This window comes from Paenibacillus ilasis, from assembly GCF_043195395.1.
Classification (GTDB): domain Bacteria; phylum Bacillota; class Bacilli; order Paenibacillales; family Paenibacillaceae; genus Paenibacillus_AQ; species Paenibacillus_AQ lautus.
In genome coordinates this window covers 3701206-3726896 of sequence record NZ_JBHDJG010000001.1, presented here as the reverse complement: position 1 = coordinate 3726896, position 25691 = coordinate 3701206, and the positions used below count along the sequence as shown (strand labels likewise).

General features: G+C 49.6%; 28 protein-coding genes. 27 read left to right on the top strand and 1 reads right to left on the bottom strand.

Translation table 11 applies throughout. The features are described 5' to 3' along the window. Positions 1-104: 104 nt before the first annotated feature. From ACETK5_RS16750 to ACETK5_RS16720, 7 genes are all read left to right on the top strand, one after another. Complete coding sequence (locus tag ACETK5_RS16750; RefSeq protein WP_006209497.1) at positions 105-284, top strand: IDEAL domain-containing protein; 180 nt, start codon at positions 105-107, stop codon at positions 282-284. Positions 285-387: 103 nt separating this feature from the next. Beyond that, positions 388-813, top strand: coding sequence for a DUF2487 family protein (locus ACETK5_RS16745; RefSeq protein ID WP_100536332.1), 426 nt, complete (start codon positions 388-390; stop codon positions 811-813). 181 nt (positions 814-994) lie between these two features. Then, positions 995-1540: a ubiquinol-cytochrome c reductase iron-sulfur subunit gene (locus ACETK5_RS16740; RefSeq protein WP_015734548.1), complete on the top strand. Its 546-nt coding sequence runs from the start codon at positions 995-997 to the stop codon at positions 1538-1540. Between the two features lie 15 nt (positions 1541-1555). Then, positions 1556-2227 carry a menaquinol-cytochrome c reductase cytochrome b subunit gene (gene qcrB, locus ACETK5_RS16735; RefSeq protein WP_006209500.1) on the top strand — a complete coding sequence of 224 codons (672 nt, stop codon included), beginning with the start codon at positions 1556-1558 and terminating at the stop codon, positions 2225-2227. A 21-nt stretch (positions 2228-2248) separates the two neighbouring features. Then, positions 2249-3136, top strand: coding sequence for a menaquinol-cytochrome c reductase cytochrome b/c subunit (locus ACETK5_RS16730; protein WP_394056835.1), 888 nt, complete (start codon positions 2249-2251; stop codon positions 3134-3136). 132 nt (positions 3137-3268) lie between these two features. Continuing rightward, positions 3269-3901: a DUF1405 domain-containing protein gene (locus tag ACETK5_RS16725; RefSeq protein ID WP_100536334.1), complete on the top strand. Its 633-nt coding sequence runs from the start codon at positions 3269-3271 to the stop codon at positions 3899-3901. 66 nt (positions 3902-3967) lie between these two features. Continuing rightward, complete coding sequence (locus ACETK5_RS16720) at positions 3968-4825, top strand: sporulation protein YpjB (RefSeq protein ID WP_326112155.1); 858 nt, start codon at positions 3968-3970, stop codon at positions 4823-4825. Between the two features lie 45 nt (positions 4826-4870). On the opposite strand, the gene ACETK5_RS16715 is transcribed toward ACETK5_RS16720, so the two are convergent. Beyond that, on the bottom strand, positions 4871-5740 hold the full coding sequence (locus tag ACETK5_RS16715) for a YitT family protein (protein WP_100536336.1): 870 nt from the start codon (positions 5738-5740) through the stop codon (positions 4871-4873). Positions 5741-5967: 227 nt separating this feature from the next. Here ACETK5_RS16715 and ACETK5_RS16710 point away from each other — a divergent pair, with 227 nt between their 5' ends. The 20 genes from ACETK5_RS16710 (at position 5968) to ACETK5_RS16615 (ending at position 25669) form a co-directional block, all read left to right on the top strand. Next, the gene (locus ACETK5_RS16710; protein WP_071218387.1) at positions 5968-6297 is read left to right on the top strand and encodes a nucleotide pyrophosphohydrolase; all 330 of its coding nucleotides are present in this window, start codon (positions 5968-5970) and stop codon (positions 6295-6297) included. 49 nt (positions 6298-6346) lie between these two features. Next, positions 6347-6886 (top strand): tetratricopeptide repeat protein, encoded by a 540-nt coding sequence (locus tag ACETK5_RS16705; RefSeq protein WP_071218386.1) that lies wholly within the window; start codon positions 6347-6349, stop codon positions 6884-6886. Positions 6887-6904: 18 nt separating this feature from the next. After that, positions 6905-7708: a 4-hydroxy-tetrahydrodipicolinate reductase gene (dapB, locus tag ACETK5_RS16700; RefSeq protein WP_326112154.1), complete on the top strand. Its 804-nt coding sequence runs from the start codon at positions 6905-6907 to the stop codon at positions 7706-7708. Positions 7709-7726: 18 nt separating this feature from the next. Next, a complete protein-coding gene (mgsA, locus tag ACETK5_RS16695; protein ID WP_071218384.1) occupies positions 7727-8146 on the top strand; it encodes a methylglyoxal synthase in 420 nt (139 codons plus the stop codon). Continuing rightward, positions 8146-8853 carry a bacillithiol biosynthesis deacetylase BshB1 gene (bshB1, locus tag ACETK5_RS16690; protein ID WP_326112152.1) on the top strand — a complete coding sequence of 236 codons (708 nt, stop codon included), beginning with the start codon at positions 8146-8148 and terminating at the stop codon, positions 8851-8853. The genes mgsA and bshB1 overlap by 1 nt, the downstream gene beginning before the upstream one ends. Before the next feature lie 31 nt (positions 8854-8884). Beyond that, positions 8885-10048, top strand: a complete 1164-nt coding sequence (gene bshA / locus ACETK5_RS16685; protein WP_100536340.1) for an N-acetyl-alpha-D-glucosaminyl L-malate synthase BshA — start codon at positions 8885-8887, stop codon at positions 10046-10048. A gap of 43 nt (positions 10049-10091) precedes the next feature. Continuing rightward, complete coding sequence (locus tag ACETK5_RS16680; RefSeq protein ID WP_394056831.1) at positions 10092-11390, top strand: CCA tRNA nucleotidyltransferase; 1299 nt, start codon at positions 10092-10094, stop codon at positions 11388-11390. Then, a complete protein-coding gene (locus ACETK5_RS16675) occupies positions 11377-12366 on the top strand; it encodes a biotin--[acetyl-CoA-carboxylase] ligase (protein WP_394056829.1) in 990 nt (329 codons plus the stop codon). The genes ACETK5_RS16680 and ACETK5_RS16675 overlap by 14 nt, the downstream gene beginning before the upstream one ends. A gap of 292 nt (positions 12367-12658) precedes the next feature. Then, complete coding sequence (gene panB, locus ACETK5_RS16670; protein ID WP_326117896.1) at positions 12659-13543, top strand: 3-methyl-2-oxobutanoate hydroxymethyltransferase; 885 nt, start codon at positions 12659-12661, stop codon at positions 13541-13543. After that, positions 13540-14430 (top strand): pantoate--beta-alanine ligase, encoded by an 891-nt coding sequence (gene panC, locus ACETK5_RS16665; RefSeq protein ID WP_326112148.1) that lies wholly within the window; start codon positions 13540-13542, stop codon positions 14428-14430. The genes panB and panC overlap by 4 nt, the downstream gene beginning before the upstream one ends. Then, entirely contained in the window at positions 14423-14806 is a 384-nt protein-coding gene (gene panD, locus ACETK5_RS16660; protein ID WP_100536345.1) for an aspartate 1-decarboxylase, read from the top strand. Before panC ends, panD begins: the two co-directional genes overlap by 8 nt. Before the next feature lie 145 nt (positions 14807-14951). After that, positions 14952-15557, top strand: coding sequence for a hypothetical protein (locus ACETK5_RS16655; RefSeq protein ID WP_246059775.1), 606 nt, complete (start codon positions 14952-14954; stop codon positions 15555-15557). Positions 15558-15728: 171 nt separating this feature from the next. Then, positions 15729-18605, top strand: coding sequence for an ATP-dependent DNA helicase DinG (gene dinG, locus ACETK5_RS16650; protein ID WP_394057453.1), 2877 nt, complete (start codon positions 15729-15731; stop codon positions 18603-18605). A gap of 62 nt (positions 18606-18667) precedes the next feature. Next, positions 18668-19333: a redox-sensing transcriptional repressor Rex gene (locus tag ACETK5_RS16645; RefSeq protein WP_100536348.1), complete on the top strand. Its 666-nt coding sequence runs from the start codon at positions 18668-18670 to the stop codon at positions 19331-19333. After that, complete coding sequence (locus ACETK5_RS16640; protein ID WP_100536349.1) at positions 19308-20609, top strand: amidohydrolase; 1302 nt, start codon at positions 19308-19310, stop codon at positions 20607-20609. The genes ACETK5_RS16645 and ACETK5_RS16640 overlap by 26 nt, the downstream gene beginning before the upstream one ends. Positions 20610-20640: 31 nt before the next feature. Then, a complete protein-coding gene (locus tag ACETK5_RS16635) occupies positions 20641-21159 on the top strand; it encodes a cell wall elongation regulator TseB-like domain-containing protein (RefSeq protein WP_326112145.1) in 519 nt (172 codons plus the stop codon). A 269-nt stretch (positions 21160-21428) separates the two neighbouring features. Then, complete coding sequence (locus tag ACETK5_RS16630; protein WP_100536351.1) at positions 21429-21962, top strand: hypothetical protein; 534 nt, start codon at positions 21429-21431, stop codon at positions 21960-21962. Continuing rightward, positions 21955-23457, top strand: coding sequence for an AAA family ATPase (locus ACETK5_RS16625; protein ID WP_100536352.1), 1503 nt, complete (start codon positions 21955-21957; stop codon positions 23455-23457). The genes ACETK5_RS16630 and ACETK5_RS16625 overlap by 8 nt, the downstream gene beginning before the upstream one ends. Positions 23458-23591: 134 nt before the next feature. After that, positions 23592-24464 carry a 3-hydroxyacyl-CoA dehydrogenase family protein gene (locus tag ACETK5_RS16620; protein WP_100536353.1) on the top strand — a complete coding sequence of 291 codons (873 nt, stop codon included), beginning with the start codon at positions 23592-23594 and terminating at the stop codon, positions 24462-24464. Continuing rightward, positions 24461-25669: an acetate/propionate family kinase gene (locus ACETK5_RS16615; RefSeq protein ID WP_100536354.1), complete on the top strand. Its 1209-nt coding sequence runs from the start codon at positions 24461-24463 to the stop codon at positions 25667-25669. The genes ACETK5_RS16620 and ACETK5_RS16615 overlap by 4 nt, the downstream gene beginning before the upstream one ends. Positions 25670-25691 lie beyond the last annotated feature (22 nt).

The window sequence follows — 25691 nt, the reverse complement described above, 5'->3', positions numbered from 1 at the left end:
GTTGTTTGGTTACATTTGCAGCAGCCGTAAAAATTTTTGGAAGTAAAGCATTTAAAGGGAAAGAATATAAGGTATACGCAAATTTAGTTTGGAGGTGCATCCTAATGGATAAGATGAAGGTTACTTACGAGGTTATGTTAGGTCTGGCGGCCGAAATGGTGTGGGACGAAGCATTGCGCAAGCATCGGAGTGAAGAGCTGTATAAAGAAATTGACGAAGCGCTGGCTTCCGGCGACGAAGTGGCTTTCCGAAACCTGACGGATGAACTGAGGACTTTGAATTGAAGAAATGCTTTATCGCATTTCTTCTTTTTTTTGCTTTATCCGCTCTTCCACTCGTATAATGATAACAAAATGATGATGAGTGAGCAGAAAGGATGTACCTTGCATGAAATTTAGTGAAGTAGACGAGCAGACTTGGCCGGAACTTAAACCTTTTTTTGATACCTGCCTGATTCCGTTTACCGGATTATCGGGGTTGGAAACGCCATGGGAGGCTACAGCTGCGCTTGAACGGCTGCGGGATTTTATGGATTTGGCAGAAATTCCGTTTAAGGGAAGATTGGTTACATATCCTGCTGTACAATATGGAAATACTGAAGATATAAAGCTTCTAAATGAGGTTTGTCACAATGTCAAATCCATCGGGTTTACATTTGTTGTTATCATGACCGCGGATGTTGAGCTCTCTAAAGAGGATGTGCCTGAAAGCACGCTTGTACTGTCCCGGCGCAGGTTGGAAGGCCATGAGGGTATCCCCCTGTCAGCTATCGTTTCCGGTCAAATCAGTGAAATGTGGCAGCAGGAAAGCTGAGTTCAAATGTGACAAAAAACCAACAATTTATGAAAGGGCTATTGGAAGCGAACCCAAATTTGGGGTTCAAATTCTTGACGGTCTTGGGTGCCTAAGATATTATTAGTATGTCCTAGTAAGTCGTGTGATTTTAATCATTGATGACACTTAAGAACGGTTGACAAAGGGGGTTGAACACAGAATGAGCAGCAACCACAATGACGAGCATGAAGAATCGCACAATCCACCCCGACAGAAAGAGATGTCCCGCAGACAATTTCTTACATACACGTTGGGCGGTGCCACAGCTTATATGGCTGCTGGAGTAGTTTTGCCAATGCTTCGCTTTGCCGTTGATCCGATTCTTCAAAATAAAGAAGAAGGGTCTTTTGTAAAGGTCGCGGAAGAGAGCAAAATTACCAACGATCCACAGGAATTCCATTTCGAGCTCAAACAGCAGGACGGCTGGTACAACAGTACAGCTACTTTGACGGCGTGGATTCGTAAGAACGATCAGGGTGAAATAGTAGCGCTTTCACCGATCTGTAAACATTTGGGATGCCTTGTTGGATGGAATAACAACAAAAATTTCCCTGATGAATACCACTGCCCTTGCCACGGTGCGCGTTATACACCGGATGGGAAGAACCTGGCAGTTGCGCCGAAGCCGCTTGACCAGTACGAGACGAAAATCGAGAACGGCTGGATTTACCTCGGCGCCATCGTGCCAAATACCGTAGTTAAATAGGAGGCGTAGATTCAGATGTTGAAGAATGTCTACAACTGGATTGATGAACGTCTCGATATCACGCCGATTTGGAGAGACGTTGCAGATCACGAGGTACCGGAACACGTAAACCCGGCGCATCATTTCTCCGCGTTTGTGTACTGTTTCGGCGGCTTGACGTTTTTTATCACAGTCATCCAGATTCTGTCGGGGATGTTCCTGACGATGTATTATGTACCGGATATCATAAACGCTTACAACAGTGTTGAGTACCTGCAAACACAGGTTGCCTTCGGACAGATTGTCCGCGGCATGCATCACTGGGGCGCAAGCTTGGTAATCGTGATGATGTTCTTGCATACGATGCGCGTGTTCTTCACCGGCTCGTACAAAGCGCCGCGTGAAATGAACTGGGTTGTTGGTATGCTCATTTTCTTTGTTATGCTCGGTCTTGGTTTAACAGGTTACCTGCTGCCATGGGATAACAAAGCTTACTTCGCTACAAAAGTTACATTGGAGATTGCGAACTCCGTACCTTGGCTTGGACCTATCATTAAAGAACTGCTGCAAGGCGGTACGATCGTAGGTGCCGAAACGTTAACGCGTTTCTTCGCTATTCACGTATTCTTCCTTCCGGCTGTCCTTCTTGCTCTATTGGTAGGACACTTTATCATGATCCGCAGACAAGGTATTTCCGGTCCACTATAAGAAGAAGGGAGGCGCATATTTATGGCACATGGTCATAAATCTGATGAGAAAGTAGTTTATGTCGGCGATTCGCGTGTGAAAAAAGGCAGCGGTTGGGTTACGCCGCCGGATTACACCGCTTATCCCGGCAAATCAGAAGCGTTCATTCCTAACTTCTTGTTGAAGGAATGGATGGTTGGTGTAGTTGTACTGGTCGGTTTTCTTGTGCTGACCATCTCGGAGCCGGCTCCGCTCGGTTATCCGGCGGATCCGGGAGCTTCAGTAATCCCGATGCCGGACTGGTACTTCCTGTTCCTGTATGAATACCTGAAGCTTCCGTACGCTTCCGGTGATTATGTAGTACTTGGTACGATTGGTGTCTCGGGCGTTGCCTTCGGCGCATTGCTCCTTGTTCCTTTCCTTGATACGGGGAAAGAGCGGCGATTCTACAAGCGGCCTATTACTTCGGCCCTTATGATTCTGTCGTTATTTGCAGTCATCTATCTGACGAATGCAGCATGGACGCACTATGTGCATGAGCTGGAAGCCACTGGACAGAAACCGGAGCATATTCAGCGTGAAGAAGAGGCGGAAGAGAAGCATGCAGCTGGTCTACCAACGACTAGTGGCAAGCAGGCTGAAGACAGTGTTGTAGCGATCGTGGATAAGGATAATCCGGCTATGGAAACCTTTAAGACAGCTACCTGTATCTCCTGTCATGCTGCAGATTTGAAAGGGGCATCCGGACCGTCGCTTCGTGGTGTCGGGGATACCCACACCAAGGAAGAGATCATGGCTATCATTGAAAATGGCCAAGGAACTATGCCTGCTATGAAAGATCAGGCTTTAGGACTTGGTGTCACCGAAGCAGAACTCGACCAGTTGGCTGAATGGCTCGCAAGCCAGAAGGCAGAAGCTGCTTCAGAGTAACATGCATTAAAGAACCTGACCGTATAACGGTCAGGTTCTTTTTTAAATGCGTACATAGATGAAATATGTCCCTGGTTTAGGTATAATCGGCATTAGTCTAAAGAATACAGGAACAGGATTGGAGGACCGATTTTGTCAATTTCGTTTTTATGGAGCCGGGAATTTCTAAGCAAGCGATCGATTCTCTGGTTGCTGCTCATATGCAACATCCTTGGAACGATCTATGGATACATATGGTACGGTGGTCAAATGGTCGATACGGTGGATCATGGCTTGATATGGCAGGTCATATTCGTACCGGACAGCCCGACGGCCAGTTTATTCTTCAGTTTGGCACTGCTGCTGCTCCTTTACCCGCCTCGGGGGCTTGGGGGCTCCTTGTTTCAGCAATTCATTGAGGCGCTGGCGGTTGTTACATCGGTGAAGTATGGGATATGGGCTGTGGCCATCATATTTGCCGGACAAGCCCAAGGGGATGTGCTGGCATGGCAGGATTGGATGCTCGTCGCTTCCCATACGGCGATGGCGGTGGAAGCGCTATTGTTCGTACGATTGTTTCATTATCGCTGGACAGCGCTCACGGGGGCCATTGCTTGGACACTGCTGAATGATACCGTCGATTATACGTACGGCGTATTTCCTTGGCTGCCGGGTCAGTTATATGACGACTTATCGGCGGTCGAGCTGTTCACGTATCTTTTGACTCTCTTCAGCGGTTTCGCCGGTTGGATTTTCATGAAGTATGGGAAATCCAAACAACGTTAGCTGTGTAGGCAACGCGGTTCTATGAGCATCCCTTCTGCCATACATATACGGTAGGAGGGATGTCCCATGTTTCGAACCTTTCCGAAGCTCCTGCTGTGCCTGTCTGCACTGCTTATGCTGGTTACCGTCAGCATGGGTGATCCTGTGCGGGCTACCCCGGCAAACGGACAGTCAGAGGCTTCGCCCGCCGCGTCCATACAGGCCAAGGCGCTGAACAAGGAAGTGGAGCAGTTATACCGCCATGTGGAAGAAGGCAATGTACAAGCCGTGCTGGAGGATATTCGCCGGGTATCCGGGTTATTTGAGGCTTCGTCATTTCAGGGATTGACCGGAGTAGAAGGTATTCATGCATTGGCTGAGAGCATTCTGGAAATGAAGGAAGCCACGGCAAGGGCCACACAGGACCCGCAGCACTGGATGGTGTCCGCAGGTAAACTCCGAATGGCAACCGATAGCCTGATCCATGCCAGAGATGCGTTATGGCTGCAATATTATAAGGTCATACGTGAAGATCTGAGAGTCATGGGGGAGTATGCCGTCCAGCAGGATCAGGCTGGCATGAGACGAGCGTATGACAGCCTGAGTGGACATTATGAACTCATCCGTCCTTCCGTTGTCATACAGCGAAAGCCTGAGGATGTTAACATGATGGAATCCTGGATATCCTATGCCGGGGGTCTGGTGTCATCCGGAGACACGGCACAGGTGCAAAAAGTGGTTCCTCAGGGCGAGGAAATGATCAACACGTTGTTTGGCAAAAAGAAGGATGAGCCAGCCCTCGCTCCGCTGGGAGAGGTCAAGGAACCATGGACGTGGCAGCTGGTCATCGGTGCTTTCATTTTGGCGGCATTAACGTTTGCGGGATACCGCAAATACCGGGGCCAGTTGAATAGCGCAAAACCAATGTTCCCTCGCAAAATGTAGGCGGGAATCCATAGCTGTTCCGATTGAGGCCCGGTGCGAACCGGGCTATTCCTCTTTAAATCCTTCGCCATGCACATCATTGACATCATTAATGATAATAAATGCCCGAGGGTCCAACGATTTGGCGATTCCCGTTAGGCGGCGAATTTCCTGCCTCGATACGACGCAGTATACCATATGCTTGGCTTGCTTGGAGTAGGCGCCGATGGCGGGGATAAGCGTAACCCCGCGCTCCATCTCGGTTGATATGCGATGGGCGATATCTGGGGCCTGATCACTGATGATGGTGAAGGCTTTGGCCGCATAGGCCCCTTCCTGTATGAAATCGATGACCTTGGAAGCGATGAATACGGCCACGAGGGTATACAATATCCGCTCGAGCGGGATAAAGAATAAGGAAAGCCCGATAATCAAGATATCTAGCGATAGAATGATCTGGCCCATGCTGAAGCCGAATTTCCGGTTGATGATTCTGGCAATGATGTCTGAACCGCCCGTTGTCCCGCCAAACCGGAACACGATACCGAGTCCAGCCCCCAATGTGACACCTGCGTAGAGCGCAGCAAGAATATAATCCTGTTCGGTCTGAAACGGCACAACATAGCCGCGGTCGATCAAAGCTTCGAACAGCCACAGAAACAGGGTTAATGAGGCGATGCCAAGACCTGTGTAAATCGATTGGCGTTTACCGAGGATTTTCATGCCGACCAAGAATAGCGGGATATTAAGCGCCATGGTTGAGATGGACGGCGATATGTTAAAGGCATAGTTCAGCAGTACGGTAATGCCGGTGACGCCCCCCTCCATGAGTTCATTCGGAATGATGAAATACAGCAGGCCGAATGCGTAAATAGCGGAGCCGGCGATGATCGGAATGATCGTTTGAAGCTGATGGAGCAACTTGGACGTTTTCATAAGACCCCTCGCATTCCCGATTGTGGATATTACCCGTATGTCTGGGTTGCTTGCACACCTACCTAGTATGTGCTGATCATGTTCCAGCCATAAAAAATTATTTGTTTTCAAATCCGCTTTACGATAACATAGGTTTAAAACCAATCGCTCGTCATGAGAGAATGCTGCTTTTCGGCTTGGAGGTTACAAGTTGAGGCAGACTGTGCAGTGAAGGGAGTTTTAGAGTCTTGGGAAAATCAATGGCTGAAATGCAGCAGGAAGTCGATCAATACATATCACAATTCAAGGAAGGTTATTTCAGTCCTTTATCCATGATGGCCCGGATGTCGGAAGAGGTGGGCGAACTCGCCAGAGAGGTTAATCATCAGTTCGGTGAGAAGCCGAAAAAAGCGGATGAAGCAGACAATTCCATCGAAATGGAACTTGGAGATATATTGTTCATTACGATTTGTTTTGCCAATTCTCTTGGCATCGATCTCGCGGAAGCACACGCTAAAGTCATGCATAAATTTGCGACGCGTGATGCCGATCGTTGGACGAAAATAAACACCGATTAGGCTGCTGCTACATATGCTGTACCAAACCCGCTGTGGGGAGGGACAGCCCGTGAAACCTGAAAGTTATATACAAAAAGCATATCGATGCATCCTTCAAAATGATTTCGAAGAGGCCTTACGTTGGTTTGAGCAAGCGATCATTGCGAACCCGGGAGATGCCGAAGTGCATTACCGATGCTCCATTACCTACGGCAGAAGCAACAAACTGGAGATGGCGATTACACACGCCGAAGAGGCCGTCAGGCTGCAGCCTGACAAACCGGAATATGCGCTTCACTTACAGCATATCAAGGCGGCGGAGCTGGTGCAGCGTGCCAGAAAAATGGTGGAAAATCGCAAGGATGTGACCAAGTCGGAGCTCTATCAGGCCGTGTCTCATCTGAAATCAGCCGTAGCGATGGACCCTTTATACGCTCAAGCCTACGTATGGCTTGCTCTGGTCTATAGCGAACTCGATGAGCATGCGCGTGCCATTTCCACTCTAAAAGAGGTCATCTCATTGTACCCGCAGGAGAGTGGGCTTCAGCATATTATGGAGGAACTCAAACAGCGCTTGAAATCATATATGCAGGATACAGCATCGGATTGAAAGTGAGGAAATGTAAAAATGGCAAACAAATGGACAGTTGCGGTCGTCGGTGCCGGCGGCCGTATGGGTAAAGAAGTAGTGAAGCTTGTTTTGGGCGATGAGGAGCTGGAACTGGTTGCCGCTGTCGGCCGATCGGATGCAGGTGCTGATGCAGGAACGCTTGTGGGTCTTCCTGCTTGCGGCGTTACGGTGACTTCCGATCTGGAGATGGCGCTCGTCGAAACGAAACCGGATGTCATGGTTGATTTTACAGCACCGCAATTTGCCTATACCAACACGGCTCTGGCCATTAAGCACGGCGTGCGTCCGATCATGGGCACAACCGGCTTCACGCCAGAGCAAATCGAAGAGTTGGACAAGCAGTGTACGGAGCAGAATATCGGTGGTTTGATTGCACCGAACTTTTCCATCGGAGCGATCCTGATGATGAAGTTTGCCGCTTCGGCTGCCAAATATTTGCCTCATGTTGAAATCATTGAAACCCATGGCGACCAGAAGCTTGATGCGCCATCCGGAACATCGATCAAAACAGCGGAAATGATTGCTGCAAACCGCGAGGAGATCCGCCAAGGCAATCCGAAGGAAGAAGAGGTCATTGAGGGCGCCAGAGGCGGGTATTATAACGGCTTCCGTATTCACAGCGTTCGTCTGCCGGGCGTCTTTGCCCAGCAGGAGGTCATATTTGGCGGTTACGGTCAAAGCCTGAAGATCCGACATGATTCTTATGAGCGTGCAGCTTATATGCCGGGCGTGAAGATGGCTATAGAGAAGGTAATGGGTTACACCGGCTTGGTCTATGGATTTGATCATTTTATTGACTAACATAGGGGAGAAATTACTATGAATATTGCATTTATCGCTCATGATCGTAAAAAAGAGGAAATGGTCAATTTCGTTATCGCATATGAAAATGTATTCGAAGATCATAATCTTTACTCAACGGGAACGACGGGGACCCGTATTATGGAGCAAACTAAGCTCAGCATTCACCGTTTTGCTTCAGGACCGCTTGGCGGCGATCAGCAGATTGGTGCACTCGTTGCGGACAATGAGATGGATCTGATTATTTTTTTACGGGATCCTTTAATGGCGCAGCCTCATGAACCGGACATTAATGCACTCCTTCGTTTATGCGACGTGCAGGGAATTCCGCTTGCTACCAATGTGGCAACAGCCGAGATATTAGTTAAAGCGCTGGACCGTGGCGATTTTGCATGGCGGGAACTCGTTCATAAATACAAACCGGGTGTGGATAGCTAATGAACAGCCAACTGGATATTTTAATCTTCGGAGCACACGCAGACGATGCCGAGATCGGAATGGCAGGAACGATTGCGAAGCATACGGCAGCTGGACTGTCGGTCGGGATCTGCGATCTGACGCAGGCCGAGATGTCGTCTAACGGTACCGTCGACATTCGCAAGCAGGAGGCCGAGCAAGCTGCCCGGATTTTGGATCTCAAGGTCCGTACGAATCTGGGACTGCCGGACCGCGGTTTATTTGCGACGCCAGAGAACATTGAACGGGTCACGGCCGAGATTCGCAAGTTTGCTCCCTCGATTGTGTTTGCTCCTTACTGGGAGGATCGCCATCCGGACCATGTGGCTTGCAGCCGTTTGGTTGAGGAAGCTGTATTTAATGCCAAACTTCGTCGTTACATGCCCGAGCAGCCGCCAGTTAAGGTGGACGAGCTTTATTTTTATTTCATTAATGATATCGGAAGAACGGACCTCGTCGTTGACGTTACGGATCATTACGGCGTCAAGGAGCAGGCCCTGTCTAGTTACCGTTCCCAGTTCCAGAAGGCTGAAGAAGATGCAGTCTCTACCCCGTTGACAGAGGGGTACATAGAGCGTGTGCGGGCCAGGGATTCACTGCTTGGAGCGCGCAGGCTTATTCCTTATGCAGAAGGCTTCGCTTGTAAAAGTCCGTATGTTGTTCATCTATTCGGCTCCAAGCAGGCATAATATATAGAGGCGTACGTAAAGGAGGCCTGACATGAATCAACAACCATTAAAAATCGGCATTACCTGTTACCCTTCATTGGGCGGGTCGGGCGTGGTGGCGACAGAGCTGGGAAAACTCCTGGCCGAGCAAGGTCACCAGGTTCATTTTATTGCTCACAGCATTCCGTTCCGGTTAGGGACGTTCCATAAAAATATTTTTTATCATGAAGTTGAAGTGAACGACTACTATGTGTTTCGATACCCGCCATATGATCTGTCGCTAGCGACAAAGATGGCTCAGGTAGCCAAAATGCAGCAGCTTGACGTGCTGCATGTGCACTATGCGGTGCCACACGCCGTGTGTGCCTTCTTAGCGAAGCAGATGGTCGGAGATCAGCTGAAGGTCGTCACGACGCTGCACGGAACCGATATCACAGTACTGGCGCAGGATGAATCGCTGAAGGATTTGATTCGGCTCGCCATTAATGAAAGTGATGCCGTTACGGCTGTTTCTCAGGATCTCATCCGAGAAACGCGGGAGCTGCTGGATATAAGCCGGGATATTGACCTTACCTACAATTTTGTGGATCCACGGGTGTACTATCCACGGGATTCGGAATCGCTGCGTAAAGATTATGCGGAACCGAATGAAAAGATTTTGATGCATATTTCCAACTTCCGTCCGGTAAAACGGGTAGCTGACGTGTTGGAAATATTCGCTCAGGTTCAGGAACAGGTACCGGCGAAACTGCTGCTTGTCGGGGAAGGGCCTGAGCTTCCGAAAATCCAGTGCCGGATCAATGAGCTGGGACTCGGCAGCAAGGTACATTTCCTAGGCAAACAAGATGAAATTGCGCACGTGATTTCGATGGCGGATGTACTGCTGCTTCCTTCCGAAAAGGAAAGCTTTGGCCTGGTTGCTCTGGAAGCGATGGCCTGCGGAGTGCCTACTGTCGGCTCCACGGCAGGCGGGATTCCCGAATTGATTACACATGGCGAAACCGGATATTTGGCTCCAATCGGAGACACCTACTCGATGGCTCAGCATGTGCTTGAAATATTAAAGGACGAAGCCCTTAGTGAGCGGCTGCGCAAGGCTTGCCTGCATCGTTCCAAGACGATGTTCTGCAATGAATTGATACGGGGCAAGTACGAAGAAATATATTACCGAGTATTGGGACGGGAGGTTAGCGAGCTGAAGCCGGTCTGCGGCTAAGCTCGACCCTCTCGTTGTTTTTCGGATAAAGGAACGGGGAACTATGGCAGATATGTTTAATTCAATACGATGGCGCAATGCGGATCCCGATATGGCTGAGCGGAGTGCGGACGTGATCCGGACTCTGCTTCAGCATGGACATGAAGCGTATTGGGTCGGAGGCTGTGTCCGTGATGAATACATGGGACGCAGGGTCAGTGATATGGATATTACCACCTCCGCCTTGCCGGAAGTCACCTGTTCCGTCTTCCCCAAGGTCATTCCTACAGGAATCAAGCATGGGACCGTGACGGTGCTGATGGAAGGCCAGTCTTTCGAAGTGACGACGTATCGCGTGGAGAGCGGTTATGCGGATCACCGTCATCCAACGGAAGTTGCTTTCGTCCGAGAAGTGAAGGAAGATTTGAGACGGCGCGATTTTACGATGAATGCGATGGCCCGAGGGATTGATGGATCCTGGGTGGATCCGTTTGGCGGACGAGCGGATATTGATAAGCAGGTGATCCGCTGCGTAGGCGATGCGCGTCTCCGTTTCCGTGAAGACGCCCTGCGCATGGTTCGCTGCATCCGTTTCGCCTCCGTGTTCGGTTTCTCCATCGCGCAGCATACATGGAGGGGGATTCTCTCGGAGAGAGACACCTTAAGCTGGATTGCAATGGAGCGCATCCGCAGTGAATTTGAAAAGATTTTGACTGGACCGGCCCCGTTGCGCGGGTTGGAGATGTTTGTCCGCAGCGGCTTGCACGCCCGAATGAAAGCGCCGTTTCCGTATACCGGACATGACACGAAGGCGATAGAAGCCATGAGTGGGATCGAGCCGGAGCATTCTACGATCCGCTGGACGCTGCTGCTGCTTGCCTGCGGCATTTCAGCCCAGGAAGCAGAGGGGCTGCTGCGATCGTGGACATTCTCTAATAAGCAGCGGGAAGCCATCGTTAAACTGCTCGCGCTTCATGAGTCCTATCTGCAAGAGCAGGAAGAGGAAGATAACGAGAACGTCAGGCACAAATGGATTAAGCTGGTCCTTGTCCACGGAGCCGAGGCAGCTCAAGGCTGGTTGCAACTGCAGACGGCGTTGAATCCAACGGGGGCGGCCTCTGCCTCACTACGTTTAATCGAACAGCTTGACGGTTGGCTCCGGGAGCTCCGAATTCGGAGTTTGAAGGATTTGGCCATCACCGGAAACGAACTGCTGGAGTCGCTGGACAAGCGGGGGGGACCATGGCTTGGAGAACTTCTCGGGCAATTGCTGGAGAAAGCGGCGGCAGGTTTAATTAACAACGATAAGGAATCGTTGATTGAAGAAGCAAAGCGGGTGGTAATTCATAATGAAGGATTATGATCAAGACAATGCACTTCTGAAAATGTTCCAGGAGCATTCCGGCCAATTTTTGTCCGGAGAAGAGATCAGCCGTAAATTGTCCATCAGCCGGACGGCCGTATGGAAGCAGATCAATAAACTCCGTCATTTGGGTTATGATTTCGAGGCCGTTCCGCGGCTTGGCTACCGCATGATGGATGAACCGGACAAACTGAGCGTGGAACAACTGACAGCGGGGATGACCAGTCAAACCTTCGGTAAACCGCTGAAGCTGCTGGACAAAACGACGTCAACTCAGGAAGATGCCCGGCAATTGGCGGAAGAAGGGGCAGCGGAGGGCACGCTTGTGATCTCGGAAGAGCAGACGGGCGGACGCGGGAGAATGGGAAGGAAATTCCACTCTCCCAGAGGCAAAGGCATATGGATGAGCCTGGTGCTCAGACCGAAGCAACCGCTGCATTTAACCCAACAGCTCACCTTGTTGACAGGCGTAGCGGTATGCCGTGCCATCACGAAGTGCGCCGGTGTGCAGACCGATATCAAATGGCCAAACGACATTCTCTTTCAGGGCAAAAAGGTTTGCGGCATCCTGCTGGAGTCTGCAACAGAAGACGAAAGGGTGCGCTACTGCATTGCCGGTATCGGAATCAGCGCCAATCTGAAAGAGTCCGATTTTCCGGAGGAACTGCGCAGCGTTGCGACTTCGATTCGCATGGCTGGCGGAGCAACCGTCAACCGGACAGAGCTGATCCAAGCCATCATGGCGGAGATGGAGGTTTTATATGAATTGTACAACGAGCAGGGCTTCGAACCTATAGCCTCTCTCTGGGAAGCTTTATCCGGCACGGTGGGCAGGGAAGTTCAAGTTCAGACGGCCCGTGACCGTTTTAGCGGGATTGCCACAGGACTCAACCGAGATGGTGCGCTGCTGGTTCGCAACCAAGATCATGAGCTAATCCCCGTATATTCCGGTGATATTCTTTTTAATACCAGGTAAATGAAACATGGTGAAATCGTGGCTCAAATTTGTTATACTATGACCAAGAGGCGGTATCGCCATGAGCGAATTGCACTCTGCAGCAATGGGTAATGAAATGTATCACTTTTTTTAGAACACCTTCATAACTGTTATGCCGGTTACGTTGGATTCTGCTCTGAGCCGAAAGGACCGAGACAGAAGGGACGATCGCGAGTGACTCTTTTTTGCCTTTCGGACTTTTTAGCAAGTATGTGCTAAAAGGTTTTTTTTATTGTGTCTAACTTATTTACACAAAGGAGGCTGTGTCACAATGGCAGGCAAACAACCACTGAACATCGTGAAGATGAAGAACATGAAGAAGAAGGGTGTACCGATCACCATGCTGACCGCGTACGATTATCCTTCTGCCAAGCTGGCGGAGGAAGCGGATATTGATATGATATTGGTAGGCGATTCCCTCGGCAATGTCGTGCTCGGCTATAATTCCACCATTCCGGTAACGCTTGACGACATGGTATACCATACCCGTGCCGTCGCTCGTGGAGCGGAGGACACTTTCATCGTCGCGGATATGCCGTTTATGACCTATCACGGAGATATTGATGAAAGTCTTCGCGGGGTGCGGAGATTGATGCAGGAAGGCCATGCGCATGCGGTGAAAATGGAGGGCGGCGAAGAAATCGCCGGCACCGTGAAACGGATTGTACAGTCCGGCGTACCGGTACTGGGCCATATCGGGCTGACGCCTCAGTCGGTGAATCAGATTGGAGGCTACCGGATACAAGGCAAGGATGCCCAAGACGCGCAGCGGCTCATGAATGATGCAAAGGCACTTGAAGCGGCTGGAGCATTCGCAATTGTATTGGAGCTGGTTACGGAAGAGGCAGCGACGGAAATATCCAAAGCGCTGAGCATACCGACAATTGGCATTGGAGCGGGTCGTTACTGCGACGGTCAAGTTCTGGTATTCCATGATATATTGAAATACGCGTCTCCCTATCGGGACAAACGCTTCGTGAAAACATACGCCGATGTCGGCTCCGTCATCCGTGAAGGCATCACGCAGTATGTGAAGGAAGTAAAGGACCGCTCATTCCCGGCAGAGGAGCATGTCTTCAAGGCTGAGAATCATGCCGGTTCAGAAACAACAACTTTATATGGAAGCAAAAAGGAAAAGGTGGGCACGACATCATGAAAGTGATTCGCACCATTGCGGATTTAAGATCAGAGCTCCAGGACCGCCGGGAATCCGGCAGTGGTCCGGTAGGACTTGTGCCTACGATGGGTTATTTGCATGAAGGACACGCCAGCCTGATGCGTAAGGCCCGAGAAATGGCAGGTACGGTGGTCGTCAGTATCTTTGTCAATCCGATTCAATTCGGACCGGGTGAGGATTATGAGACTTACCCTCGGGATGAGGCACGCGATTTGGCGTTGGCGGAATCCGAAGGAGTAAATGTGGTTTTTATTCCCTCGGTTCAGGAAATGTATCCTCAGCCGACCAAAACCAAGATCGCCGTATCGGAAATTACGTCTTTGTTGTGCGGGGCCTCCCGTCCCGGGCATTTTGACGGTGTTACCACGGTTGTTAACAAATTGTTTAATATCGTAAAACCTGACTATGCATTCTTCGGCATGAAGGATGCCCAGCAGGTGGCCGTGATTGAGCAGATGGTACAGGATTTGAACATGGATGTGACCATCGTGCCTTGTCCGATCATCCGCGAATCTGACGGACTTGCTCTAAGCTCGCGCAACGTGTATCTGAAGCCGGAAGAGCGGGAACAGGCACTTGTGCTGTCGGGCTCTCTGCGGACCGCTCAGGAGGCAATCCGGCAGGGACAAGCGGCGACGGCAGGAGAGATCCGTGCTCATCTTCGGGAGTATATATCCCGATCCCCGCTCGCTGATATTGATTATGCAGAATTGCTCACTTTCCCGGAGCTTGTTCCCGTGGAAGATTCATATCGCATTGCGGATGAAGACAGAACCGTCATTATGGCGCTGGCCGTACGTTTTGGCCGCACCCGTCTCATTGACAATGCGTTACTTCAACCAAAAGTAGGGGGATCCCATGTTTAGAACAATGATGAAATCCAAAATCCACCGTGCAACGGTGACGGAAGCCAATCTGAACTATGTGGGCAGCATTACCATTGATGAGGATCTAATGGAGGCTGCAGATCTTCTGGAGAATGAAAAAGTTCAAATCGTGAACAATAACAATGGCGCTCGTTTGGAAACGTACGTAATTAAAGGCGAACGGGGCAGCGGCGTTATCTGCTTGAACGGGGCTGCCGCACGGCTTGTACAGCCCGGCGACAACGTCATTATCATTTCTTATGCCATGATGTCCAAAGAGGAATACGACAATCACACCCCAACGGTCGTGATCGTTGACGAATTGAATAAGCCGGTTACGACGGAATATCGCGAAGTTCACGCCGCGGTTCTCTAAGAGGACTCCTAAGAGCCAAAATGTGTCGGGACCCTAAAGGGATGAAAAGACCGTCTTCTACAGAAAATGAGTTCAGGTCGACGCACTGATCTCATTTTTCCGCTAAGGGTGGGATGCAGCTATGTTTCAACATGTATTCGCTGAAATGAACAACATGTTAGATGAAATTGTGAAGCATTACCCTTCTGCTCAAGGTCCCCAAAAACAGGCGCTGGTACAAAACTGGAACATGCTCAAAAGCATGAGCGAGGGCATCATCGAGGAATGGCTCCATTTTGAAGAGAAGATGGCCATCTTCCGCGAGAGTGCCGCTTCGCCTCCTGTTTTTCCACCGACCGAAGCGCCTGAACTGCAGCTTGATGCATTCATTCGCGGTCAAGGTTATTACAAGTTGTTGATGTTCCAGCCGGCTATACAGCAATTTGAGGCGGCCGCCACGGTATTTCCGGATAGCCTTCTGATCAAGCTGTATATTGCCATGTCCCATCTTTATTTGGGGCAAACCATACCAGCTTCCGATGTGTTGGTGTCCATCCTGCCCATGGCAGACAACAAGAAGATGCGGGCGATGATCTACAATGCGCTGGGTTGCATCGAGGTGTTGAATGGACAACAAGGGAAAGCCGAGGAGCATTTCGCACTGGCGATCCACAGCGACCCGACGCTTCCTGACCCCATTATCAATTTGGAGGTCTGCAAGCAGAATCGCGGTGAGCTCCAGTACGGCAGCCAATTGATCTCTTTGCTGTAGAAATCAAGCCCAAACAAGAAGCGATGCCAGAGCTCATCCATGAGACTTTGGTATCGCTTTTTGCCGTATGGAGCGGAGGGGGAGAACGCGGGGATTTTTTACCCGGAATGTTCAAAACCCGCAACTTCTGGTATGCTGTTAATTAGTCTGGAGGAAAGGGATTTTATCGAAATGAAATTTGCCGTATTGGATTTTGAAACCACGGGCAACCAGTCAGCAGATGAGATCATTCAGGTTGGACTGGCCATCATCGAAGAGGATCGAAGCATCTCCCGCGTATACGGCACCTATGTCAATCCCGGGATTCCGATCCCTCCTTTTATTACCGGTTTGACCGGCATTTCCGACAGTGATGTAGCGAATGCTCCTTCATTGGAAGAAATGATGATGGAACTAGTGCCCATGCTCGACGATGTCGTATTGGTTGGGCATAATGTCGCTTTTGATTTTAACTTTTTGCAAAATGCACTCGATCGCTGCGGCTATTTACCGTTCAGCGGCCGAATTCTAGATACGATGCACTTCTTAAAAATATGTTTTCCCTCGCTGCCTTCTTATCAGCTCGGGATGGTGTCCTCTCATTTCGGCCTGGAGCATGACCGTCCGCATCAGGCGGACAGCGATGCGCTTGCCACAGCCTATGCGCTGCTGAAATGCCTGGAGGAGATCGATGAGCTTCCTCTTCTTACCGTACAGCGGTTAAGCGACCTGTTTGCGGACGAGGACAGCGACTTGGCCTGGTTCTTTGACGGCATCCGTGCTGACAGGGAACTCCAGGCTGTACAAGCCGGAGACACCCATACGTACTATCGTCAATTCGCCCTGGCAGTTGACGATTGGAACGATATTGCGCCCGTCAGGGATGAGACGGAGCCCAATCCCTTGGCCGATGTAAGCTTCGAGCAATACATGAATGATGTACGTGAACGCCTGAAGGAAACGCTGCCTCATTACGAGAGCAGGGATGCCCAGGACATGATGTTCCAGGAAGTGATGCAGGCACTCGATAACAATAAACATTTATTAATCGAGGCCGGCACGGGAACAGGCAAATCCCTCGGGTATTTGCTGCCGTCGATTTATCAAAGCGTGAAGCAGGAACAGAAGGTTATGGTGAGCACGCATACGATCAACCTTCAAGAACAGCTGCGTGACCGGGATATTCCCCTGCTCACCCAGGTTGTTCCTTTTCCGTTTAAAGCGGCTATTTTCAAGGGAAGAGGCCATTATTTGTGTTTGAGAAAATTTGAACATAAAATAAATAGAAGAGATTTTCATTCACCGAAGGAAGATGTGATCACCGCGGCGCAGATGCTGGTCTGGCTGACCCAGACGGAGAACGGGGATGATGAGGAGCTGAACCTTGGCGGCCGCGGAGGGGATTTCTGGGAGACCATCTCCAGCGATTCGGATTCCTGTCTTGGCCGTGCCTGCCCATGGTTCCGCAAATGCTACTATCACAGAGCCAAGCATGAAGCGGGCATCGCGGATGTTGTCATTACGAACCATTCGAAGCTGTTCACCGACGTAAAAGCGAATCACCAGCTGCTTCCGAGTTATGAGCGTCTCGTCATCGACGAAGCGCATCATCTGGAGGATGTCGCCGGTAAGCACCTTGGCTTGCAGATGAAATATTTTTCGGTTGTCCATACGCTAACCCGTATGTACAAAGACAGCCGCAGCGGTCAGCTCCCGGCTCTTCGCCAGCTGCTGCAAGTTTCATCCCATGAGAAGGCTGTCGAGTGGTCTTCCATCATAGATCGGATTTATCCGGATCTGATCACCGTAAAAGAGAATTGGGATCGACTCAGCGATCAATTGTTCGGACTGCTTCCGGAACGCGGAGATGCATCTCCAGGAGACGCCGGTCAATTCTCGCTTCGCTTATCGCCTCTTAAGAAGCCGAAGGATTGGGATTCGCTTGCCGAGCTGGAACATCAAATTCATGTGATACTGGGCGATGTCGTACGCAAGGGTGACAAGCTGATCGCCGAAATGAAGGAAGATCTCGACGATTACAGTGCCGACAGTCTGTTAACAGACCTATCGGGTCTGTTTAAGGACCTGGCCGCACACCGCGAGGACCTGAGGTCCTTCATGGCCCTGAATGATGAAGGCACGGTATACTGGATGGAGGCTAACGGCAATTTCCGCGGGAAATCGCTGCAACTTTATGCGGTGCCTGTCGATGTAAGCACCCACTTGAAGGAATTGTTTTTTGACAAGAAACAAAGCGTGATCCTGACGTCGGCGACCTTGTCGGTGGACAAATCGTTCCAGTTCATGATCGAGAATTTGGGTCTACAGGAAGCGGCAGATAGCGGCAACCTGAACACGGTTCTGCTGCCGTCCCCGTTTAATTACAGGGAGCAGGCTCTCCTTGTCGTGCCGCGCGATTTTCCGAGCGTGAAGGGCTCGGTCGGGGATGCACTCTTTGTGAATACACTAGTGCAATCATTGGCCGATACGGCAATCGCTACGCATGGACGTATGCTTGTCCTGTTCACCTCGTACCGGATGCTGCGTCAGGTGCATGAGCCCTTGAAGGAGGCGCTGGCATCCAGCGATATTACCGTACTGGGACAAGGGATGGATGGAACCAGCCGTACCAAGTTAATCCGGAGATTCCAGGATAGCAGCGCCTCGGTTCTGCTGGGTACCAGCTCCTTCTGGGAAGGGGTTGACATACCCGGTGAGGCGCTCACTTGCCTTGCGATCGTCCGGCTGCCGTTCCAGCCGCCGAATCACCCTTTGGTTGAAGCCAAGAGCGAATTGCTGCAGCAGCAGAAGAAGAACCCCTTCATGAAGCTTTCGGTTCCGCAAGCCGTCATTCGCTTCAAACAGGGATTTGGCCGACTGGTACGGACAGCGCAAGACAAGGGGATTGTCATCGTGTACGATACCCGGGTCATTGAATCCTATTACGGAAAATATTTCCTATATTCCTTGCCGGGACCAAAGATGGAGCACATGCCGACCGAGGGGATTGTTCCCCGAATTTCGGAATGGCTGCAGGAAGAGGCAGGCGTAGAGAACCAAGCTGAATAAAGTGAAACCATGAACGATCACATTGAAATGTAGTTATTAACCTATTATTAGGGGGAGCATGCATGAAATCGGAAAAAATTTCGGAAGCCGTGGTCCGCAGATTACCTGTATACTTGCGCTATTTGAATGAGCTTCAGAAAAGGGAGGTCTCCACGGTTTCCTCCCAGGAACTGGGACAAAAACTGGACCTCAATCCTGCTCAAATTCGTAAGGACCTAGCGTATTTCGGTGATTTTGGACGGAAAGGGATCGGATATGACGTATCTTATCTGATCGAGAAAATTCGCCAGATTCTAAAGCTGGACCAGAAGATCAATGTCGCATTGATTGGGGCCGGTAATCTTGGACATGCATTATCAAATTACAATGCATTTCTGAAGGACAATATGAAGATTGTGGCGGTTTTCGATTCGTATTCTCCCAAAGTTGGTATGAAAATAAACAATTTGGTTGTACAGCCGATGGAGGAACTGGAGAAGACGGTTCATGAGTACGGCATTCGTATCGGGATTATTACCGTTCCGGATTTTGAAGCGCAAAATGTAGCGAATCAGCTTATCGCCGCAGGCATCGAGGCTATTCTGAATTTTGCGCCGACCATCCTGAAAGCTCCATCCCATATCCGGATTCATACGGCTGATTTTACTACGGATTTGCAAAGTTTGGCCTATTATTTGGATAACGGTAAGGAGGATACAGCACATGACGACAACGAAGTGGATGGTTAAAAACGGAACGTTTGCGGTACTAGAGAAAGGAAGGTCCGTGCTACGCGGATATATGGTTGTAGAGAATGACCGGATAACCTACCTGGGTGAAGAAGAGCCAACCGTCCAAGAGGGAACAGAAATTATCGACGGAACCCATCTGTTTTTCCTGCCTGGATTGGTGAACACGCACGGACATGCGGCGATGTCGCTTCTCCGCGGTTATGGCGACGATCTGGCACTGCAGGTATGGCTTCAGGAAAAAATGTGGCCGATGGAAGCCAAATTCACGGCCGACGATGTGTACTGGGGAACCTCACTCTCCGTGCTTGAGATGATCAAAGGCGGAACCACGACGTTTGTGGATATGTATGATCATATGGATCAGGTTGCAAAGGTTGTGCAGGACTCAGGAATGCGCGGCGTACTGACACGCGGTGTCATCGGATTATGTCCGCCTGAGGTGCAGCAGCAGAAGCTGGATGAGGCGGTTGCATTCGCGAAAGACTGGCATGGCAAGGCGGATGGAAGAATTACGGCGATGATCTCGCCGCATGCACCTTACACATGCCCGCCGGATTTCATCGAGAAATTCGTTCAGGCATCCCATGATCTGAATCTGCCTTTGCATACGCATATGTCCGAAACGGAAACGGAAGTCGCTCAGAATGTAAATGATTACGGACTCCGCCCTGTTGCCCATTTGGAGAAGCTTGGCATGTTTTCCCGTCCAACGCTGCTTGCGCATGCCGTCCATCTGACCGATGAAGAAATCGAAATCCTGGCTAAGCATCAAGTGATGGTGTCGCATAATCCAGGCAGCAATCTGAAGCTTGCCAGCGGCATCGCTCGCGTGCCTGCACTACTGAAAGCCGGGGTCACCGTGTCTTTGGGTACCGATGGACCTGCGAGCAATAATAATCTGGATATGTTTGAAGAGATGCGCCTGGCGGCACTGATCCATAAAGGAGTAAGCGGGGATCCAACCGCGATTCCTGCATCCGAAGCGCTTCGGATGGGTACAGAGTATGGTGCCAAGTCAGCTTTCCTTGCGGATATCGGTACGCTTGCGGTAGGAATGAAGGCAGATATGATCGCACTGAACACGGATCAGGCGCACTTCCTTCCGAAGACGGATTATATTTCTCATGCTATCTACTCCGCCAGTGCGAAGGATGTTGAGCATGTATGGGTTGACGGTAAGCAGGTCGTGAAGAATGGCGCGAGCCTTACTCTCGATGAGGAACGTATCCGGCGGGAAGCGCAGCGTGCCTTTGAGCGTCTTACAACCCTCTAGGGAATAATCAAGGGGAGCGAGGAAGACGGATTTGAAGAAAAAAACGAAGTGGATCTTGCTTAGTGTATCCGGCGTGCTGCTGTTACTGCTTGGTTTACAGCTCTATTATTCATATGTTATGAAAGACACTTGGAATGAAGAAAGAATGGCGATTGCTGCCGCCAAGCAGCATGGCCAATTGGTTTCGTCCGGAAAGACCTATAAATCGGTGTGGGGCGAGGATAATAACTATTGGGTGGTAAGCGGCAAGGATCAGGACAATCAAGATCGTATGGTATGGGTAAAATTTACAGATGACAACATACCTGTTGAAGGTGCCGATGCTGTCCAGTCCGTTTTATTGAATACAGGGATGTCGGAAGCCCAGATTCGGGATCAGATTTATAACGAATTGCCTGGTGTGGAAATTAAGCGATTGCTGCCTGGAATGTATGAAGGCGAGTATGCCTGGCAGCTGCAGTATGAACACAACGGTCAGCGCGGCTATCGGTTTTATCGTTTTCAAGACGGTAACACGATCGGTAATGACATTATTCTTCCAAATCAATAATAAACGAAGTAAAGAGAGGCGTCCCTTACTATTTAAGAGGGGGCTTCTCTTTTTCCTTCATAATTGTAAGCGCATTCAGAAAAAATATGGAAAAACTGTTCTAAATATTTTCACAGACATGCATGAAAAAGTATATAAGATGTGATATACTCGTACTTGTACAAAACGAGCATATAAATTACATGCATCGCAATATATCGTTGTTATATGTATTTTTGTGTTACCAAATGATAGACAAAATTTTATACAGGAAATGAAGGAGGAACTTCATGAAACTACGCATTGTACCTATCATGCTGACTGTCGTGATCTCAGCATCGGTTCTCTTTGGCGGATGGTTTCTGTATCGGCAGATGGCTTTGCAAAATCCGCTGGCAAATGTTGTGTCACAATATGACGGCGTGAAGGATTCTCATATAGATATTAAACAGAATACCGTTACTTTGAATCTTGATTTGGCTCCAGATACAAATTTACAAGGTTTGGTTCAGCATATTAAGAAGGAAGGCAAGTCTGTGATTGGCAAGCGGGAATTGAAAATCCAGGTGGAGGACCATTCCTCGGAAGCACTGGATCAATGGTGGGAGAAGGCCATGCTTTCAGTCGCCGAAGCAATGGATAATAAGCAGTATACCGATATTCAATCATCGCTCGAGCAGCTTGCTGCCCAGTCTCCGAATTTGAAAGCAAAAGCAACCATCGATGACACCAATGTCTATGTCAGCTTGTCAGACGGCAAGTCTGGTAAATTTATAATCTTGCCGCGTCAGCCTGGCAACATGGAGGTGTGGAATCATGCCTAAATTGGCTAAAGAAATCATGTTAGGCTTTATTCCCGTATTGCTGGTATTCCTCGTATTTGTCGGCGTGAACATCGTGCCCTTGCTCATCGCTGCAGGACTTGTAGGCGGCTTGTTGTTTATCGCTAAAATGAAAGGCGGTATTGCTGTAGGCGCAGGGAATGAGCGCAAGCGGAAAAAGAGCGGACCTGCCAAGCTGACGTTCGAAGAAATCGGCGGGCAGGATAATGCTAAACAAGAACTGCGAGAAGCATTGGATTTTCTGATTCGTCATGAAGACATTAAGAAATTCGGCATTCGTCCATTGAAGGGCATTCTCCTAACCGGGCCTCCGGGAACAGGGAAGACGTTGATGGCGAAAGCCGCTGCTCATTATACGGATTCGATCTTTGTTGCTGCATCCGGCAGTGAATTTGTCGAGATGTACGTCGGTGTTGGTGCGGGGCGCATCCGGGATTTGTTCAAGGATGCCCGGAATCGTGCGACAAAAGAAAACAAACAAAACGCCATCATCTTCATCGATGAGATCGATGTCATTGGCGGTAAACGCGAAGGCGGCCAGCAGCGCGAGTATGACCAGACGCTGAATCAGCTGCTAACCGAGATGGATGGCATCTATTCACAGGATACGCCTCGCATTTTAGTTATCGCCGCGACAAATCGGAAAGAAATGCTGGATAGTGCACTGCTGCGTCCAGGTCGATTCGACCGTCATATTCAAGTAGATCTTCCGGATAAGAAGGGACGCACTCATATCTTGAATCTGCATGCGGGTAATAAGCCGCTGCATGAAGATGTTGACTTGGAGAAAATCGCCGAGGAAGCTTACGGTTTCTCGGGTGCACAGCTTGAGAGCGTCATGAATGAAGCGGCCATTTATACGATGCGCGAGAATGAACAGTTTATCCATCAGCGCCATTTGTCCATGGCGATTGATAAGGTAATGATGGGTGAGCGTTCCGACCGCGAATCGAATTTGGAAGAGAAGAAGCGCGTTGCCATACATGAATTGGGACATGCTATTATGGCAGAGCTTGTGCGTCCCGGGAGTGTGAAACAAGTTGCGCTGAGCCCGCGTGGTAAAGCACTTGGTTATGTACGTCATAACCCGCAGGAGGAGCAGTATCTGTATACAAAAACCTTCCTCGAAGAGCAAATTATGATCGCGCTTGGCGGTGCGGCCGCCGAAGAGATCTTTTACGGGGGGCGAAGCACAGGCTCAAGCAATGACTTTGAGCAATCGCTGAACATCGTGGAGACGATGATGAAGTCGGGTTTGACGTCGCTGGGCATTGTTAACATGAACATGGTAACAACTGAAGAGTTAATGAAAGAGAATAATGTGATTTTGGAAGAGTTAATGAACCGCACTAAGAATCTCTTGGGACAAAAACGGCCAATATTCGACAATTCTCTTGATATCCTTTTAAAGGAAGAAATCCTCTCTGGGGAACAATTTCGTTGTCAATTTCGTGAAAACGCGCTTTTACCAGCATAAATTGTTATGCTGGTTATTTTTTTTTACTTTTTTGTCGTGCTAAGATATTATTATACTTTGTGCTCTGAAAATGTATTTTTCGACAAATGGGGTACAATAAAGTATAGAGATAAGGAAAGGGTGGAGTAGAAACCATGTACTTCAAAAAAATCGGCGTCGTAGGCGGCGGGACTATGGGGCAGGGCATTGCGGAGATGCTGGCAGCCAAAGGTCTTGACGTACTGCTCGTAGAGAAAACTCCAGAGAAACTGGACTATTCATACCGAATGATCGAGACCAGTCTAGATAAACAATTGGAGAAGTGGGGAATTACCCAGGCAGAGAAGAAACTCATACTGAACCGGATTCAAAAAGTAACTCATTTTGCCGAGCTTAGCACCTGCGATATGGTGATTGAGACCATTATAGAGGACTTGGAAGCGAAGAAAGAGGTATTTACACAGCTCGATCAAGTATGTCCGAGCCATGTGATATTAGCAAGTAATACATCCACGCTTAGTTTGACGGAGCTCGCCAGCTCTACCAAATATCCTGAGCGTGTTATTGGCATGCACTTCATTCATCCTGTTTCCAAGGTAGATCTTGTTGAAATCATCCGCGGCCTGAAAACTTCCGAACATACGTTTACGGAAACGAAACGCTTTGTTGAAGAAGTTTCGGATAAAAAAGGCATCATGGTGTATGAGTCTCCAGGTTTCGTTACAACCCGCATGATCACTCTCATGATCAACGAAGCGATGCATCTGCTGCAAGAAGGCGTGGCTTCGGCGGAAGATATCGATGACGCGATGAGAATCGGATATAACTTCCAGCATGGGCCGCTTGAGATGGCCGACCGTTTCGGCTTGGATTCCATTCTCGCTGCGCTGGAGCGCATGTTCCGCGAGTACGGCGAACTGAAATACCGTCCATCGATAGTCTTGAAAAAACTGGTCCGCGCAGGGCAACTAGGCGTCAAAACCGGGGAAGGCTTTTTCAAGTACGATAAGGATGGTGATCGGGTATGAATATTCTCGTAATTAATGCAGGTAGTTCTTCACTGAAGTATCAACTGTACAACATGACGGATGAATCCGTGCTGGCAAAAGGCTTGGTTGAGCGGATCGGCATGGACTCCTCGATTCTGACGCATAAGCCGACGGGAAAACAGGATGTTACGGAAGTTAGCGAAATTCTGGAGCATACCACGGCGATCCGCAAAGTGCTTGGCATGCTCACGAACGAGGAACACGGTGTGATCGATTCTATCGAAAGCATTCAGGCCGTTGGACACCGTGTCGTGCACGGCGGGGAGTCTTTTAAAGAATCCGCGCTCGTTGACAGTGACGCCAAAGCGGAAATCCGCCGCTTGTTCGATTTGGCTCCGCTTCACAATCCCGCATCGATGATGGGGATTAAAGCGGCAGAAACCAATATGCCGGGCGTTCCGCAGGTCGTTGTATTTGATACGGCATTCCATCAGACGATGCCTGAGAAATCATACCTGTACGCTATTCCGAGAGTACTTTATAATAAGTATAAAGTACGTCGTTACGGTGCGCACGGTACGTCCCACGCCTATGTCAGCCAGGCAGCGGCAGAATTTCTGAACCGGCCGCTGGAGGATTTGAAGATCATTACCTGTCATATCGGTAACGGTGCATCCCTGACAGCCGTAAAAGGCGGGAAATCCATCGATACCTCCATGGGGATGACTCCGCTGGAAGGGCTCATGATGGGTACACGCAGCGGTGATTTGGACCCGGCAATCGTACCGTTTGTCATGAACAAGGAAGAGCTGACTGTCAATGAAGTGAACTCCATGCTGAACAAGCATAGCGGACTATTAGCGATTTCCGGGATCAGCAGTGATATGCGTGAGATTACGGAAGGCATGGAAAAAGGCGATCCGAACTCCACGTTGGCCTTTGAAATGTATGAGTATCGTGTTCGTAAATACATCGGGTCATATGCTGCTGCCATGAATGGCGTGGATGTCATCGTATTTACTGCGGGCGTCGGCGAGAATTCGATCGTTCTTCGTCAAAGAGTGCTTGAGCAGCTTACCTATCTCGGAGTAGAATTGGATGAGGAGCTGAACAGCATTCGTTCCGGCGAACCACGCCGTATTTCTGCGGCGAATTCGAAGGTCGAGGTACTTGTGATCCCTACCAACGAGGAACTGGTTATCGCTCGGGATACGCATCGTATCGTACAAGCTTCCAACCGTTAAATAGTAGTGATATAAGGGAGAG

Coding starts and splice junctions, on each gene's coding strand:
- ACETK5_RS16750 (WP_006209497.1), top strand. CDS start 105: ATGGATAAGATGAAGGTTACTTACGAGGTTATGTTAGGTCTGGCGGCC.
- ACETK5_RS16745 (WP_100536332.1), top strand. CDS start 388: ATGAAATTTAGTGAAGTAGACGAGCAGACTTGGCCGGAACTTAAACCT.
- ACETK5_RS16740 (WP_015734548.1), top strand. CDS start 995: ATGAGCAGCAACCACAATGACGAGCATGAAGAATCGCACAATCCACCC.
- qcrB (WP_006209500.1), top strand. CDS start 1,556: ATGTTGAAGAATGTCTACAACTGGATTGATGAACGTCTCGATATCACG.
- ACETK5_RS16730 (WP_394056835.1), top strand. CDS start 2,249: ATGGCACATGGTCATAAATCTGATGAGAAAGTAGTTTATGTCGGCGAT.
- ACETK5_RS16720 (WP_326112155.1), top strand. CDS start 3,968: ATGTTTCGAACCTTTCCGAAGCTCCTGCTGTGCCTGTCTGCACTGCTT.
- ACETK5_RS16715 (WP_100536336.1), bottom strand. CDS start 5,740: ATGAAAACGTCCAAGTTGCTCCATCAGCTTCAAACGATCATTCCGATC.
- dapB (WP_326112154.1), top strand. CDS start 6,905: ATGGCAAACAAATGGACAGTTGCGGTCGTCGGTGCCGGCGGCCGTATG.
- mgsA (WP_071218384.1), top strand. CDS start 7,727: ATGAATATTGCATTTATCGCTCATGATCGTAAAAAAGAGGAAATGGTC.
- bshB1 (WP_326112152.1), top strand. CDS start 8,146: ATGAACAGCCAACTGGATATTTTAATCTTCGGAGCACACGCAGACGAT.
- bshA (WP_100536340.1), top strand. CDS start 8,885: ATGAATCAACAACCATTAAAAATCGGCATTACCTGTTACCCTTCATTG.
- ACETK5_RS16680 (WP_394056831.1), top strand. CDS start 10,092: ATGGCAGATATGTTTAATTCAATACGATGGCGCAATGCGGATCCCGAT.
- ACETK5_RS16675 (WP_394056829.1), top strand. CDS start 11,377: ATGAAGGATTATGATCAAGACAATGCACTTCTGAAAATGTTCCAGGAG.
- panB (WP_326117896.1), top strand. CDS start 12,659: ATGGCAGGCAAACAACCACTGAACATCGTGAAGATGAAGAACATGAAG.
- panC (WP_326112148.1), top strand. CDS start 13,540: ATGAAAGTGATTCGCACCATTGCGGATTTAAGATCAGAGCTCCAGGAC.
- panD (WP_100536345.1), top strand. CDS start 14,423: ATGTTTAGAACAATGATGAAATCCAAAATCCACCGTGCAACGGTGACG.
- ACETK5_RS16655 (WP_246059775.1), top strand. CDS start 14,952: ATGAACAACATGTTAGATGAAATTGTGAAGCATTACCCTTCTGCTCAA.
- dinG (WP_394057453.1), top strand. CDS start 15,729: ATGAAATTTGCCGTATTGGATTTTGAAACCACGGGCAACCAGTCAGCA.
- ACETK5_RS16645 (WP_100536348.1), top strand. CDS start 18,668: ATGAAATCGGAAAAAATTTCGGAAGCCGTGGTCCGCAGATTACCTGTA.
- ACETK5_RS16640 (WP_100536349.1), top strand. CDS start 19,308: ATGACGACAACGAAGTGGATGGTTAAAAACGGAACGTTTGCGGTACTA.
- ACETK5_RS16630 (WP_100536351.1), top strand. CDS start 21,429: ATGAAACTACGCATTGTACCTATCATGCTGACTGTCGTGATCTCAGCA.
- ACETK5_RS16625 (WP_100536352.1), top strand. CDS start 21,955: ATGCCTAAATTGGCTAAAGAAATCATGTTAGGCTTTATTCCCGTATTG.
- ACETK5_RS16620 (WP_100536353.1), top strand. CDS start 23,592: ATGTACTTCAAAAAAATCGGCGTCGTAGGCGGCGGGACTATGGGGCAG.
- ACETK5_RS16615 (WP_100536354.1), top strand. CDS start 24,461: ATGAATATTCTCGTAATTAATGCAGGTAGTTCTTCACTGAAGTATCAA.